Here is a 13,947-nt window from a genome sequence, read left to right on the forward strand (position 1 = left end):
GACCAAAGCACTTCTTCACTGCCGGTAATCAAACCGGAAATGGACGCCGCCGATATGGACGCGATGATGAGCAGCGCCTGCGATGCATCGCAGCTGCTCAAGGCGTTGAGCCATGAGGGGCGTTTGATGATCCTGTGCCATCTGGTGACGGGCGAGAAATCCGTCACCGAACTGGAAGAGCTTCTTTCCGCGCGCCAAGCCGCCGTGTCGCAACAGCTCGCGCGTCTGCGCCTTGAAGGGCTGGTGACACCGCGGCGTGAAGGCAAGGCAATCTACTACTCCTTGACGGACGACCGGCCCAAGCGCATTCTCGAAGTGATCTACGACATGTTCTGTTCTGTAGATCCCGGAAAGTCCAACACCCCGTAAGCATCGGGGTGCGCCTTCCGGTTAAAGGGAGGTTTTCATGATTGACACTTTGGACGCTGGCACCATTGCCGCGCTCATCGGCCTGTTTGGCGGGATCATCCTCGGTCTCGCCGCACGTCTGGGTCGTTTTTGCTCCATGGGCGCAATCGAGGACGCACTCTATCAAGGTTCTGATCACCGCGCGCGACAATGGGGCGTGGCCATCGGCACGGCCCTTCTGGGGGCCTTCGGATTGATGGGCGCGGGGCTGTTCGATCCGCTCGCCACCCCCTACCTCGGCCTGAAATGGTATCCGATGACCTCTATCGGGGGCGGGCTGATGTTCGGTTATGGTATGGCGATGGCGGGCAATTGCGGCTTTGGCGCTCTGGCGCGCCTCGGCGGAGGCGATCTGCGCAACTTCGTCCTCGTGACCGTCATGGGCCTGTTTACCTATGCCACGCTCAACGGCCCCTTCGCCACCCTGCGTGTCGCGCTTTTCCCTCCCGTTCAGGCCACAGAGCCGCAGGGGTTCGCGCATGGTCTGGCGCACAGTCTCGGCCTGCCAATCGTGCCGCTCGGCATCGTCGCAGGTCTCGCTATCCTCGCCATTGCGCTGGCCTCCCCCAGTTTTCGCAAAGATCGCAAGCTCATCGCATGGGGCGTCGCCGTAGGACTGGCGGTGGTGTCAGGCTGGGCGGGCACCTCGTGGCTCTCGCTTGCCGCTTTCGAGGCCGAACCGATATCCTCGCACACATTCGCCGCGCCCATCGGTGACACGATGTTTTACCTGATGACTTCCTCGGCCTCTTCACTAAACTTCGGCGTAGGTTCGGTCACAGGTGTCATTGTCGGCGCAGCCATCGGCTCACTCTTTAAAGGGCATTTCCGCTGGGAAGCCTGCGACGACCCACGCGAGTTGAAACGCCAGATCGGCGGAGCGGCGCTCATGGGCACAGGTGCTGTGGTAGCCTTCGGCTGCACCGTGGGACAGGGGCTTTCGGCCTTCTCGCTTCTGGCCTATTCCGCGCCCGTCACCATGGTGGCAATCATCGCAGGGGCCGCACTCGGCCTGCGCCAGTTGATCACAGGGTTCTCGGTCGCGCGATAGACGCGCCACCTCTACTTTACTGGGAAAATACTCCCACCTTCAGGGCAGCCAAAGCACCTGAAGGTCGGCGACATTCGTGCCCGTTGCCCCGATACGCAGCAGATCGCCCGCCGCATCAAGCGCATGGTGGCTGTCATTGCGCGACAGCGACTCCTCAGGCTCGACACCCATCTCGCGCATCCGCGCCAGCGTGCTGTGATCAACCAGACCGCCCGCCGCATCCGTCGGCCCGTCGCGGCCATCTGTGCCACCCGACAGGAAGGCAAATTCCTCAATCCCGCGCACCTGCGCCAGCATCGCCACGCGCAGCGCCAATTCCTGATTGCGCCCGCCAAGGCCATCGCCCTTGATCTTCACCGTTGTCTCGCCGCCAAAGAGGAACAACCCCTTCCCGCCCTGCGCCCGCGCGATCTCAAGAATGACTTCGGCCGCCTCGGAAACATCGCCCTCGACAGGCGTGGGGTGGACATAGAGCGCCGCTCCTGCCGCCCGCTCCCGCGCCGCTTCCGCCATCGCCTCCACCGAACGGGCATTGGAGCCGACGATGGTCAGCGGGCTTTCGGGCAGCGGACCGAGATCGGGCTCTGGGCGTTCCAGATGGGCGCGCACGGAGGGGGCAACGCGGTCCCATATGTCGTAATCCTTCAACACCTGCGCGGCATCGGCCCGCGAACCGATGGGCGAAACAGTCGGGCCTGAAGCAATCGCGCGCGTGTCATCGGTCACAACGTCGGAAAGCACCAATGTCGTCACCGTCGCAGGAGCCGCTGCACGCAAAAGCCCGCCGCCTTTAAGGCGTGAGAGTTGTTGGCGGACAAGATTCATGGTGACGATATCCGCCCCGCTCGCGAGCAAGAGCTTGTTGACCTCCGCCTTTTCCTCAAGGCTCACCCCCGCAACAGGAGCAGGCAGAAGCGCCGATCCCCCGCCAGAGATCAACGCCAGCACATCATCGGTGGCATGTGAGAGCACTTCTTCGACGCGCAGGGCCGCGCGCGCACCATTGGCATCAGGCACAGGGTGAGCCGCGGCACGCACCTCCGCGCCCTCCAAGGCTTCGGCATTTTCATAATTCGTGACCACCACGACAGTATCTGCGGTGACATGCTCCATCGCTGCGGCGGCCATCGTGCGTGCGGCCTTTCCGACCGCAATGATCACGGGGCGCTCGAACGCCTGCCCCGCCAGCGCGCTTTTCACGGCAGCGGCGGGATCGGCAGCGGCGACGCCTGCTTGGAAAATATCGGTGATCAGGGCGCGCGGCGCGCGGGTTTCGTCGGGACGGGATATGTCTTCGCTCATGCGCATAACCTAGCGTCTCCCCCTGCGGCGTCCAGTGCCCTTGCATCACGCGCCCGCGCGCGGCACCTTTGCATAATGACACAGGAACAGACATCGCCCGAAAATCCGCCTTGGAGCACAGATCTTGCCCAGCTTTTCAACGTGGCTTGGGCCGTGCTGCTCCCGCAAGAAATCAACCGCCGTATTGACGCGCGCCTCGCCACGCTGGCGACGATTGGTGCGGACGGTGCACCCGAAGCGCGCGGCGTGGTGCTGCGTGCGGCCGATCCCGCCCGCGGGACGGTGGATATCTTTACCGACGCGGCCACGCCGAAGTGCGCCGAGATCGAGGCCGACCCGCGCGTTGCCCTGACACTTTGGCGCGAGGATATGCTGGTGCAGATCCGATTGCGCGGCACGATGGAGGTGATCGAGGGTGCCCCCGCGCAAGAGGCGTGGCGCGGCCTGCCTGACCGTGCCCTGCCCGACTATGGCGTGACCCCCGCACCCGCCACTCCGATCCCCGAGGCCCTCAGCTACCTGCGCGATCCTAAGGCGGCGCGTCTGGCCATTCTGCGGCTGACGGCGGAAACGCTCGACGTTGTGTCCCTGCAACCGCCCGTCCACACCCGCGCCCTCTTCGAGCGCCGCGACGGGTGGCGTGGCCAATGGCGCGCGCCGTGACCCTGCCGCTCAAGAAAGCAACATAATGCACAGCCTACCCCTGACCCGTGAACTCGTCCTGATCGGCGGCGGCCACACCCATGCGCTTGTCCTCAAACGCTGGGGGATGATGCCGCTTGAGGGCGTGCGCGTCACCGTCATCAACCCTGGCCCCGTTGCGGCCTATTCGGGAATGCTGCCCGGATTTGTGGCGGGGCATTACCCGCGCGACGCACTGGAACTCGACTTGATCCGTCTGGCGCGTTTCGCAGGCGCACGCGCCGTGTTGGGGCGAGCCACGAAGATCGACCGAGACGCGAAGCTGATCCACGTCGAGGGCCACCCGCCGATCCGCTACGACGTGGCCTCCATCGACATCGGCATCACCTCCGCCATGCCCGATCTTGCGGGCTTTGCCGAACATGGCATCCCCGCCAAACCGCTTGAGGCCTTCGCCTCCCGCTGGACCCGCTTTCGCGACTCTGTGCGCACCGAGGAAGGCGCACGGGCGGAGGCGGCAATCATTGGCGGCGGGGTTGCAGGGGCGGAACTGGCAATGGCGATGTCCCACGCGCTCAAAGGCGTACACGGTGCGCGTGTGACCCTGATCGACCGCTCCGAAATCCTCACAGAACTGCGCCCGTCGACCCGCCGCGCCATGACCGCTGCGCTTGAAACGGCGGGAGTCCATGTCTGCCCTCATTCCGATGTGGCGCGCGTCGATGCTGACCGCGTGATCCTTACCGATGGCCGCGAAATTGCCTCCCAATTCACCCTCGGCGCGGCGGGCGCGCGACCCTACGGGTGGCTGGCAGAGACAGGGCTGAACCTCACACGCGGCGCGATCGACGTAACCGAAACCCTGCAAAGCTCCGACCCGTCGATCTTTGCCGCGGGCGATTGCGCCCATCTCACCCACGCCCCGCGACCCAAGGCGGGGGTCTTTGCCGTGCGACAGGCACCCGTGCTTTTCGACAATCTGCGCGCCGTGTTGGGAGAAGACACCTCCCCGCGCCTGCGCGCTTACAACCCGCAGAAGGACTACCTCAAACTGATCTCTCTGGGCGGCAAATCGGCGCTCGCGGATAAGGTGGGCATCCGCTTGCAAGGGGCGCTCATGTGGCGGTGGAAAGACCGCATCGACCGCGCCTTCATGAGCAAACTGAAGGATCTGGAACCGATGGCCCCGCCCCCGCTGCCCAAGCATGTGGCGGGCGGGCTGCGCGCGGAAGTGGCGGGAAAAGCCCCCATGTGCGGAGCCTGCGGGGCGAAGGTCGGCGGCGACGTTCTAGCACGCGTTTTGCACGCGGGCGACGGCGACACGACACCCAAGCGCGCGGATGTGGAATTCGTCGCAGGGGATGATGCCGCCGTGCTCACCCATGCCAAGGGCGGCCCCAAGCAGGTCATCTCCACCGACCACCTGCGCGCCTTTCTTCCCGACCCCGCACTCATGGCCCGTATCGCGGCGGTCCATGCGCTTGGCGATATCTGGTCGATGGGCGCAGCCCCGCAATCGGCGCTGGCCACGATTACCCTGCCGCGCCTTGCGCCGCACATGCAGGAAGGGTGGCTCACCGAGATCATGGATGCCGCCCGCGCGACATTTGCCGAGGCGGGCGCGCAGGTCATCGGCGGGCATACCTCAATGGGCGCGGAGCTTTCCATCGGCTTCACCGTGACGGGCCTGACCGACCACCCCGTGACGCTAGAGGGCGCGCAGGCGAGTGACGCGCTGATCCTGACGAAACCGATTGGCACAGGCGTGGTGCTGGCCGCCGAAATGGCGTTGCAGGCGGGCGGGCGCGATGTGGCGGCGACCTATGCTTCCATGGCGCAAAGTTCCGCCGCCGCCGCCGAAATCCTCACCCCCCATGCCCGCGCGATGACGGATGTGACGGGCTTCGGGCTGGCGGGGCATCTGCTGGGCATCTGTCGCGCCAGCGGTATTGGGGCCGTGATTGACCTTGCCGCTGTGCCCGTTCTGGACGGCGCCGAGGCGCTCGCCGTGCGCGGGGTTGCCTCCACCATCGCGCCAGCCAACCGTGCCTATGCCGCCGAATACGACGGGCCGGAAGAGGGTCGTGCGGCGCTATTGTTCGATCCGCAAACTGCGGGCGGGCTTCTGGCCTGCGTGCCAGAAAAGGTGGCTGAAAAGCTCACAAATCAGTTGAAGAATGCAGGATATACCACTGCTATCATAGGAAAAACAACGGGCGGGCCTACGCGCCTTAAAGTGACTCCATAAGCGCTATGATCCGCGTGGCTGCATCGTCTCGCGCCGCCTCGCCCAAGTCGCAAAGGTCAATCGTCGCGATCCGCGCCTGTGTCTCGTGCCTCTTGCGCGACTTGGCATAGCGCGGGTCGTAATGCTCCGCCATCAAGCCCCCCGCAAGATCGACGAAGTTGCCTTCGCGGGCCAAGGCCTTCCATGTATCAACCTTGTCATACCCGTGGAACGGCACCAGTTCACCAAGCAGCCGCTCCAGCAAATGCGCGTCCGCCACCACATCGGCATAGGCCTCGGCAAGATAGCGCGCCCGCGATGACAGCGGCGCGGTAACATCAAATCGGGGAGCGGCGCACATCACGGCCCAGAGCGAGGGCGGCAGGGTGCAGTTTCCGATCCGCGAGCTTTCCGCTTCCACCAAAGTCGGCTTTTCGGGATCAAGCCGCTCTAATGCCACGGCCAGCGCGCTCTCGAACCCCTTCTGTGCGGGTTGTCGCCCCAATGCACCGAAGATGGACCCGCGATGATTGGCTAGGGCTTCGAGGTCGAGCACCTGCCCGCCCTGCTCCCGCACCCGCGCGATCAGATCGGTTTTCGCCGCGCCCGTGTTGCCGTCGATAAGAACGAAGCGATGCGGCAGCGGGGTGTCGTAGAGCCGCTTCACCACCGCGCGGCGCCATGATTTGTATCCGCCCTCGACCACATCCACTCGCCAGCCGATCTGACGCAGGATGATCGCGAAGGCGTTCGAGCGTTGCCCGCCGCGCCAGCAATAGACCAGCGGTCGCCATGCCCCCTCCTTATCCGCCAGCGGCCCCTCGATATGGGCGGCGGCGTTGCGCGCAAGGATCGCCGCGCCGATTTTGCGTGCAAGAAAGGGCGATTGCTGGACATAGATCGTGCCGACCTGCGCCCGCTCGCGATCCGAGAACACGGGCAGGTTGACCGCACCAGGGATGTGGTCCTCGGCAAACTCGGATGGCGAACGCACGTCGATAATCGTGTCGTAACGCGCATCGAGGAAATCACTCAGGGTCGGGAAAACTGTTGTCATGACGCGAGTCTAATCCCATTGCGCGGGCGCGAACAGGGGGCAGATCAAAGCAGGACGCAAAGCGCGGGATCGGCGCGGGGACGGTATTTTCGGCGGGTTGTTACAAAACTGTCGTTTGGCTCTCATCCTTATTTCACATATCCATGAAATATGAACCGCATGATTCCTGCCCAACTCACCACGCTCGGCCATCCACAACGGCTCGAAATCTTCCGCCTGCTGATGCGGCGCTACCCCGATCACGTCCCCGCAGGCGAGATCGGCGCGGCGCTTGATATCAAGGCAAGCACGCTGTCGACCTATCTCTCGGCACTGCAAAAGGCGGGTCTGGTGGAACAAGAACGCGCAGGCACATCGCTGCGCTATGCCGTCGCCATGACGGAGGTGCGGATGATGTTCGACGGGTTGCTCAATGACTGTTGTCAAGGGCGGCCCGATATTTGCCTGCCTTCCCGCATAAGGACCGAAACCGTGACGGATAGCAAAACCGAAACCACCCCGCGAAAATTCAACGTGCTGTTCATCTGCACAGGCAACTCCGCCCGCTCGATCTTCGCCGAGGCGATCCTGCGCGATGCGGCGGGCGAGAGGTTCAATGTCCATTCGGCGGGCACACATCCCTCTACGCTCAACCCGATCGCGCTACAGGTGCTCACCGACAAGGGCCACGACACCTCGCAGCTGCGATCCAAGAACGTGGACGAATTTTCCGCCCCCGACGCCCCCGCGCTCGATTTCGTCTTTACCGTGTGCAACCGCGCGGCCAACGAGCAATGTCCCGCGTGGGAGGGCCAGCCTGTCTCGGGTCACTGGGGGATGCCTGATCCCGTTAAGGCCGAAGGCACGGATGCCGAAAAAATGCTCGCGTTTCAGGAGGCTTACGGCACGCTCAAGGCCCGTATCGACGCCTTTACCGCCCTGCCCGTTTCCAGCCTCGATCGCATCGCCCTTCAATCCGCTGTCGACGAGATCGGCCGCACCCATAAAGGAGCCAACCAATGACCACCTATGCACTCAACGGCCTTGGCCGCATGGGAAAACTCGCCCTCAAGCCACTGCTGGAAAGCGGGGCGGAGATTGCATGGATCAATGACGCCGTGGGCGACACGGAGATGCACGCGCATCTTCTCGAATTCGACACGGTGCATGGCCGTTGGGATGCCGATATCAGCCACGACGACGAGAGTGTGACGATCAACGGTACCCGCCTGCCCTTCATCGGGACGCGCGACCTTGATGCCTTGCCACTGGATGGAGTGGATGTGGTGATCGACTGCACGGGCGTGTTCAAAACAGAAGCCAAGCTCGCGCCCTATTTCGCCGCAGGTGTGAAGAAGGTCGTGGTCTCCGCCCCCGTCAAGGATGGCCCCACGGCCAATATCGTCATGGGCGTCAACGACGGCACCTATGACCCCGCGACCCATCACATCGTGACGGCGGCGAGTTGCACCACCAACTGCCTCGCGCCCGTGGTCAAGGTGATCCACGAAAATCTCGGCATCAAACACGGCTCGATCACCACGATCCATGACGTGACCAATACGCAGACTATCGTGGACCGCCCCGCCAAAGACCTGCGCCGCGCACGCTCCGCGCTCAATTCGCTGATCCCCACCACCACGGGCAGCGCCACGGCGATCACGCTGATCTATCCCGAACTTAAAGGCCGCTTGAACGGTCATGCGGTGCGCGTGCCGCTGCTCAATGCCTCGCTCACCGATTGCGTGTTCGAGGTGGAGCGCGAGACAACTGCCGACGAGGTCAACGCGCTCTTTGAAGCGGCCGCCAACGGCCCGCTCAAGGGTATTCTGGGCTATGAGACCCGCCCGCTGGTTTCCACCGATTACACCAACGACAAACGCTCCTCCATCGTAGACGCGCCCTCGACCATGATCATCAACGGCACGCAGGTGAAAATCTACGCATGGTATGACAATGAATACGGCTATGCGCACCGCCTTGTGGACGTGGCCCGCATGGTGGGTGACGCCCTATGACCAAGACAACGGACGCACGCGGCGGCATGGCGGCCTATGTGGCGGTGACGGCGGCCTATTGGGCCTTCATGCTGACCGACGGGGCCTTGCGGATGCTGGTGCTGTTGCACTTCCACACGCTGGGGTTTTCCCCTGTGCAGCTTGCCTATCTCTTTGTTCTCTACGAGATCGCAGGGATGGTGACAAACCTCAGCGCGGGCTGGATTGCGGCACGTTTCGGGCTGACCTCGACGCTCTATGCGGGTCTGTCGCTTCAGGTGCTTGCGCTCCTCGCCCTCACGCAGCTTGCCCCCTCGTGGTCGATTGCCGCCTCCGTGGCCTTCGTGATGTGCGTGCAAGGCGCGTCGGGCGTGGCCAAAGACCTCTCGAAAATGTCCTCGAAATCCGCCGTCAAACTTCTCGCCCCCACCGAAGATGGCGGCTTGTTCCGCTGGGTGGCGCTGCTGACGGGATCGAAGAACGCGGTCAAGGGGCTGGGCTTCCTGCTCGGCGCTGCCCTTCTGGCCTCCGTGGGTTTCACGGGATCGGTACTGGCTATGGCTGCGGTGCTTGCCGTGATCCTTGTGGCCGTGGCGATCTTCATGCCTGCGGGCCTGCCCAAGGGGCGCAAGGGCGCGAAGTTCTCGGAAGTCTTCTCCAAATCCGCAGATGTGAACTGGCTCTCGGCGGCGCGGGTCTTTCTCTTCGGCGCGCGTGATGTGTGGTTCGTGGTAGGCATCCCGATCTATTTCTACGCCGTGCTCTCGGACGGTAGCGAAGAGGGCAACCGCGCGGCCTTCTTCCTCATCGGCAGTTTCATGGCCCTGTGGATCATCCTTTACGGCATCGTTCAGGGGGCGGCTCCCCTGATCCTGCGGGCCAAGGCGCGGTCCGAGGCGGCGCTGGTGCGCGATGCACGGATCTGGGCGGGGGTGCTTGCGCTTGTGCCCGCCGCGCTCTGTCTCGCAACACTGGCCTCCCCCACCCCCGCGCCATGGCTGACGGGGACGCTGGTGGCGGGGCTTTTGGTCTTTGGCGCGCTCTTTGCGGTGAACTCGGCGCTCCATTCCTACCTCATCCTCGCCTTCACCAAGTCCGAACGGGTGACGATGGACGTAGGCTTTTACTACATGGCAAACGCGGGCGGGCGCTTGATCGGCACGGTGCTGTCGGGTGCGACCTACCAGATCGGCGGGCTGCCCTTGGTGCTGGGCACAGCAGCGGTGATGCTCACACTCGCCGCCGCGATTTCAGGCCGCTTAGGACAGGGCGCGACACAGGCGCCGACCTGAGCGCGCCGCGCCGAACTCCCTGTTTTTCTTTGCGTTTGCAAAGCTCTCCCCCAAAAGGTAAGTGTGCGCCCATGCAGTGCCGCCATGCGGTGCTGCCATATCCTTGCGCGTGGACATCAATGCGTCCCAAGGCGTGAGGGTCAGGACGCCCGCGTGCGAACGGGTGCCGTGACCGCTGGTGTCATGGCGCTGATTGCGCACCCCGTGCCAGCGCCGCATGTCACAGCAAGTGACGCGGCAATCGGCGACGGTCGGCAAAATCTCAAGATGCGCCCAGCGCGCGAGATATGGCTCCAAAGCCCCAAGAGGGTGAACGAACAGACGTGTGGCCACACTACGTGGCTCCGCGTGACTTGAAATGTGAAAACAAGAAACGGGAAGGGAACCAGAATGGCCGAAGAAGACGACCAAAATCAGGGTATACCCGCGCCAGAGGGCGCGTCACACATCATCGACACCGAATACGAGATCGGTCAGGACAATATTGAAACCTCGTTTGGGCCATTCGGCCTCGACATCCACAACCCCGTATTTGCGATTTCCGCTTTTTCCGTTGTGGCCTTCGTGGCCTATGCGCTTGTCGCACCTGCGCAGGCGGCGGATTTCTTTGGCTGGCTACGGCCCGCGCTGACCTCCAGTTTCGACTGGTTCTTCTTGATGTCGGCAAATATTTTTGTGCTTTTCTGCCTTTTCCTGATCGTCTCGCCCTACGGCAAGGTGCGTTTGGGCGGCAAGGACGCAACGCCCGACTACAGCTACCTTGGCTGGTTCGCGATGCTGTTCGCGGCAGGCATGGGCATCGGGCTGATGTTCTTCGGCGTGCTTGAGCCCGCCTATTACTTCGGAACGCCATGGGGCGATGCTCCTCTGGACGTGGTGCGACCCATTGCCGAAGACGGCACGCTTATCGTCGAAAACGTCGAGCAGGCCAAACGCATGGCACTGGCTGCGACCACCTACCACTGGGCGCTGCACCCTTGGGCGATCTACTCGATTGTCGCACTGGCGCTGGCACTGTTCAGCTACAATAAGGGCCTGCCCCTCTCTATCCGCTCTGCCTTCTACCCGCTCCTCGGCGAGCGTGTATGGGGCTGGTGGGGCCATGCGATCGACATCGCTGCGGTCTTTGCTACGCTTTTCGGCCTTGCAACTTCGCTCGGTCTTGGTGCGCAACAAGCCAACGCAGGCCTCGAATTTGTCTACGGCATCCCCAGCAGCGTCACCGTTCAGATTATCCTGATCATCGGCATCACGACCCTCGCGCTGATTTCGGTCCTGCGCGGACTTGATGGCGGGGTAAAGGTGCTTTCGGAAGCCAACATGGTGCTGGCCATTTTGCTCTTGGTCTTTGTCATGTTTGCCGCAGGCGTCGTTGGCGTGTTCTCCGACTTCGGCAATACGCTTGTCGCCTACGTGCAAGAAGTCGTGCCGCTCTCGATGCCCTTCGGGCGCGAGGATGACGGGTTCCGTCAGGGCTGGACCGCATTCTACTGGGCGTGGTGGATTTCCTGGTCGCCCTTCGTTGGCATGTTCATCGCGCGTGTCTCGCGTGGCCGCTCGGTGCGGGAGTTCATCATCTGTGTACTGATCATCCCTTCGCTGGTGTGTACCTTCTGGATGGCCGTTTTCGGCGGCACCGCGATCAACGACATGATCGCCAATGTCGACGCCAGTGCCGTGAAGGCAACCGTGATCGACGCCTACAAGCCTGAACTGTCGCTCTTTGCGATGCTCGAAAGCCTGCCGCTGGCCTCGATCACCTCGACGATCGGTGTGGTGCTGGTAATTGTGTTCTTCGTCACCTCGTCGGACTCCGGCAGCCTCGTCATCGACACGATCACGGCAGGCGGCAAAGTCGACGCGCCCGTTCCGCAGCGTGTCTTCTGGTGTACCTTCGAGGGGCTGGTAGCGATTGCCCTGCTGCTCGGCGGTGGTCTTGGCGCGCTTCAGGCGATGGTGATCTCGACGGGCCTGCCCTTCACCTTCGTGCTTCTGATCATGTGCGTAGCGATCATCATGGGTCTGAGACAGGAGCGCCGCTTGGGCAACTAAGCGCGCTGCTTTAAACAAAAGCAAAAGGGGCCGCCCAATGGGTGGCCCCTTTTCGTTTGGATCGCTCGTGTTCGTCTCGGAAGCGTCAGGCCGCTTTTCTAAGCGGCACCGCCTCTCCCTCGACCAATGCGGCATGGAGCGCGGCAATCACGGGTTTGAGCGTGTCGCGCTCGATGATGAATTGCACATCAACGTTACGCGGACCTTGCGAGGCACCGATTGCCTCGTGGCCCGCCTGCGCAATCGCCTGCAAGCCACGGGTCAGCACTGACAGGCCGCTAAGATCGCGCCCAATCGCCGAGGCAATCGCCATGGGGCGGGCACTGATTTCGGCGGTCGGATAGCGGGCGCTGAGGTCGTTCTCGACACGGCGCATCACCTTGAGCGAGGCGCTCACGTAATGGGTGATCGTATTGGCGTTCGACACCTTTGAGACGATGCGCACATTGTGGCGCGTCAGCACGTCGAGGATCGTGGCGTCATAGCCCTTCACCCCCACCATGTCCTGCTCGAACACCTCCAGCGCAATGATATCCAGCCCCGTCACGATCTCCACGGCGGAAGTTTCAGCGGGTTGATCATCGATCAATGTGCCTGGGTCGTGCGGCTCGAAAGCATTGGTCACGCGCAGCGGCACTTCCGCTTGGCGCAAGGTCTTGGCCGCTTTCGGATGGATCGCCTCCATCCCCATGTTCGAAAGCTGGTCGGCCACGTCGTAATTGGTCCGCCCCAGTTTGCGCACGGCGTCCGCGCCCACGAGGTTCGGGTCCGCCGATGACAGGTGAAATTCCTTGTGAATGATCGCCTCGCGCGCACCCGTGAGGGCCGCAAGACAGGAGAAGGTCACTTCCGAATAGCCACGATCAAACTCGCGCATCAGCCCTTCGGCGCATTGCGCATAGCCCGTCACGATGGGCATCTCGGTGGTGGGATCAACCCCATCCATCGCACTGGTGATCCGGCTTTCGAGCGTGTGATTGTCCTCGTCACGCCAGCCTGACAGATCGATGAGCCGCGCATTCACGCCCGCCCGTTGCAGCAGGAGCGTGGTGACGAAGGCCGAATGCGCCTCCCCCAGTCCCGAGAGCAATTCGCGGATTTGAAGCATATGCTCGGACAGACGGAAATGGCCGTAGGAACACAGACGCTGCAAGTCGATCAGACAGTTACGCGCGCCCTCGATACGTTCGCGCACGAATTCGCCCGCCTGCGCCACGTCGCCCGCATGATCGAGCAACGCCTCATGGGCGGCAACCATCGCCTCGCCCACCTTGGTCAGCCCGTCATGCCACCCGTGGTCGTTCTCGGCGCTGGCGAACTGCGCGTAAACGCCATGCTCGCCCGTCTTCTTATGCTCCAGAAGCAGGTTGGTGATCCCGCCAAAGGCCGACACGACGAAGATGCGCCCGTATAGGTCCGCCCCCTCGCGCCCGCCAACAAACAATGTGTCACGCAGCTCATCGACCCGCGACATCGACGTGCCGCCGATCTTCTCTACGGTGTGGGTCTTATGCTCGGTCATGTCAGTCCGCCAGTTCTTCCGCAGGGGCGTAGGAGCCGTCTTCGCGGTGCACTTCTTTCCCCGTCACGGGCGGGTTGAAGCAGCAGGCCATGTGCAACTCTTCCTCGGCACGCAGGATGTGTTTGTCGTGCAGGTTGAGCGCATACATCACACCAGGGGTGATCTCATGCGTCTCGCCCGTGGCCAGATCGGTGATCGAGCCCTTGCCCTTCATGCAGTAGACGCTCTCAAAATGGTGCTTGTAGTGGAACTGGTGTTCCGAGCCCGCTTTCAGCACGGTGATGTGGAAGGAAAAACCCATCCCGTCGTCGGCAAGCAGCATCCGCGTCGAGGTCCATTCCGCATCCGATACGGCGCGGTCGGTGTCTTGCAATTTATTGAAATCACGAATGATCATATCTTGTCTCCTAATTCAGCA

Annotated in this window: 12 protein-coding genes; 8 read left to right on the top strand and 4 right to left on the bottom strand. The window is 62.8% G+C overall.

What is annotated here, in order from left to right; translation table 11 throughout:
- The first annotated feature begins 39 nt into the window (after nucleotides 1–39).
- On the top strand, nucleotides 40–369 hold the full coding sequence (locus ACN0SC_RS01090; RefSeq protein WP_417248535.1) for an ArsR/SmtB family transcription factor: 330 nt from the start codon (nucleotides 40–42) through the stop codon (nucleotides 367–369).
- A 37-nt stretch (nucleotides 370–406) separates the two neighbouring features.
- A complete protein-coding gene (locus ACN0SC_RS01095) occupies nucleotides 407–1,459 on the top strand; it encodes a YeeE/YedE family protein (RefSeq protein ID WP_417247818.1) in 1,053 nt (350 codons plus the stop codon).
- Nucleotides 1,460–1,498: 39 nt separating this feature from the next.
- On the opposite strand, the gene ACN0SC_RS01100 is transcribed toward ACN0SC_RS01095, so the two are convergent.
- Complete coding sequence (locus tag ACN0SC_RS01100) at nucleotides 1,499–2,761, bottom strand: glycerate kinase type-2 family protein (RefSeq protein ID WP_417247819.1); 1,263 nt, start codon at nucleotides 2,759–2,761, stop codon at nucleotides 1,499–1,501.
- A 75-nt stretch (nucleotides 2,762–2,836) separates the two neighbouring features.
- On the opposite strand from ACN0SC_RS01100, the gene ACN0SC_RS01105 reads away from it, so the two are divergent.
- Both ACN0SC_RS01105 and selD read left to right on the top strand, forming a co-directional pair.
- Nucleotides 2,837–3,424, top strand: a complete 588-nt coding sequence (locus ACN0SC_RS01105) for a pyridoxamine 5'-phosphate oxidase family protein (RefSeq protein ID WP_417247820.1) — start codon at nucleotides 2,837–2,839, stop codon at nucleotides 3,422–3,424.
- A gap of 25 nt (nucleotides 3,425–3,449) precedes the next feature.
- Nucleotides 3,450–5,651 (top strand): selenide, water dikinase SelD, encoded by a 2,202-nt coding sequence (gene selD, locus ACN0SC_RS01110; RefSeq protein WP_417247821.1) that lies wholly within the window; start codon nucleotides 3,450–3,452, stop codon nucleotides 5,649–5,651.
- On the opposite strand, the gene mnmH is transcribed toward selD, so the two are convergent.
- Complete coding sequence (gene mnmH / locus ACN0SC_RS01115) at nucleotides 5,635–6,687, bottom strand: tRNA 2-selenouridine(34) synthase MnmH (RefSeq protein WP_417247822.1); 1,053 nt, start codon at nucleotides 6,685–6,687, stop codon at nucleotides 5,635–5,637. The two genes, selD and mnmH, sit on opposite strands and share 17 nt — an antisense overlap.
- 150 nt (nucleotides 6,688–6,837) lie before the next feature.
- Here mnmH and ACN0SC_RS01120 point away from each other — a divergent pair, with 150 nt between their 5' ends.
- The 4 genes from ACN0SC_RS01120 to ACN0SC_RS01135 all read left to right on the top strand — a co-directional run bounded on the left by ACN0SC_RS01120 (nucleotide 6,838) and on the right by ACN0SC_RS01135 (nucleotide 12,007).
- Nucleotides 6,838–7,689 carry a helix-turn-helix domain-containing protein gene (locus ACN0SC_RS01120; RefSeq protein ID WP_417247823.1) on the top strand — a complete coding sequence of 284 codons (852 nt, stop codon included), beginning with the start codon at nucleotides 6,838–6,840 and terminating at the stop codon, nucleotides 7,687–7,689.
- Complete coding sequence (locus ACN0SC_RS01125; protein ID WP_417247824.1) at nucleotides 7,686–8,684, top strand: ArsJ-associated glyceraldehyde-3-phosphate dehydrogenase; 999 nt, start codon at nucleotides 7,686–7,688, stop codon at nucleotides 8,682–8,684. The genes ACN0SC_RS01120 and ACN0SC_RS01125 overlap by 4 nt, the downstream gene beginning before the upstream one ends.
- The gene (gene arsJ, locus ACN0SC_RS01130) at nucleotides 8,681–9,955 is read left to right on the top strand and encodes an organoarsenical effux MFS transporter ArsJ (RefSeq protein WP_417247825.1); all 1,275 of its coding nucleotides are present in this window, start codon (nucleotides 8,681–8,683) and stop codon (nucleotides 9,953–9,955) included. Before ACN0SC_RS01125 ends, arsJ begins: the two co-directional genes overlap by 4 nt.
- 390 nt (nucleotides 9,956–10,345) lie before the next feature.
- Nucleotides 10,346–12,007, top strand: a complete 1,662-nt coding sequence (locus ACN0SC_RS01135) for a BCCT family transporter (protein ID WP_417247826.1) — start codon at nucleotides 10,346–10,348, stop codon at nucleotides 12,005–12,007.
- An 85-nt stretch (nucleotides 12,008–12,092) separates the two neighbouring features.
- Here ACN0SC_RS01135 and ACN0SC_RS01140 read toward each other — a convergent pair whose 3' ends face one another.
- Nucleotides 12,093–13,529 (bottom strand): aspartate kinase, encoded by a 1,437-nt coding sequence (locus ACN0SC_RS01140; protein WP_417247827.1) that lies wholly within the window; start codon nucleotides 13,527–13,529, stop codon nucleotides 12,093–12,095.
- A gap of 1 nt (nucleotide 13,530) precedes the next feature.
- Nucleotides 13,531–13,926: an ectoine synthase gene (locus ACN0SC_RS01145; RefSeq protein WP_417247828.1), complete on the bottom strand. Its 396-nt coding sequence runs from the start codon at nucleotides 13,924–13,926 to the stop codon at nucleotides 13,531–13,533.
- Nucleotides 13,927–13,947 lie beyond the last annotated feature (21 nt).

This window comes from Celeribacter sp., assembly GCF_048261515.1.
Classification (GTDB): Bacteria; Pseudomonadota; Alphaproteobacteria; order Rhodobacterales; family Rhodobacteraceae; genus Celeribacter.

Bases quoted from the DNA above. Each gene is read 5' to 3' on its own strand.
- ACN0SC_RS01090 (WP_417248535.1), top strand. From the start codon at position 40: ATGGACGCCGCCGATATGGACGCGATGATGAGCAGCGCCTGCGATGCA.
- ACN0SC_RS01095 (WP_417247818.1), top strand. From the start codon at position 407: ATGATTGACACTTTGGACGCTGGCACCATTGCCGCGCTCATCGGCCTG.
- ACN0SC_RS01100 (WP_417247819.1), bottom strand. From the start codon at position 2,761: ATGAGCGAAGACATATCCCGTCCCGACGAAACCCGCGCGCCGCGCGCC.
- ACN0SC_RS01105 (WP_417247820.1), top strand. From the start codon at position 2,837: ATGACACAGGAACAGACATCGCCCGAAAATCCGCCTTGGAGCACAGAT.
- selD (WP_417247821.1), top strand. From the start codon at position 3,450: ATGCACAGCCTACCCCTGACCCGTGAACTCGTCCTGATCGGCGGCGGC.
- mnmH (WP_417247822.1), bottom strand. From the start codon at position 6,687: ATGACAACAGTTTTCCCGACCCTGAGTGATTTCCTCGATGCGCGTTAC.
- ACN0SC_RS01120 (WP_417247823.1), top strand. From the start codon at position 6,838: ATGAACCGCATGATTCCTGCCCAACTCACCACGCTCGGCCATCCACAA.
- ACN0SC_RS01125 (WP_417247824.1), top strand. From the start codon at position 7,686: ATGACCACCTATGCACTCAACGGCCTTGGCCGCATGGGAAAACTCGCC.
- arsJ (WP_417247825.1), top strand. From the start codon at position 8,681: ATGACCAAGACAACGGACGCACGCGGCGGCATGGCGGCCTATGTGGCG.
- ACN0SC_RS01135 (WP_417247826.1), top strand. From the start codon at position 10,346: ATGGCCGAAGAAGACGACCAAAATCAGGGTATACCCGCGCCAGAGGGC.
- ACN0SC_RS01140 (WP_417247827.1), bottom strand. From the start codon at position 13,529: ATGACCGAGCATAAGACCCACACCGTAGAGAAGATCGGCGGCACGTCG.
- ACN0SC_RS01145 (WP_417247828.1), bottom strand. From the start codon at position 13,926: ATGATCATTCGTGATTTCAATAAATTGCAAGACACCGACCGCGCCGTA.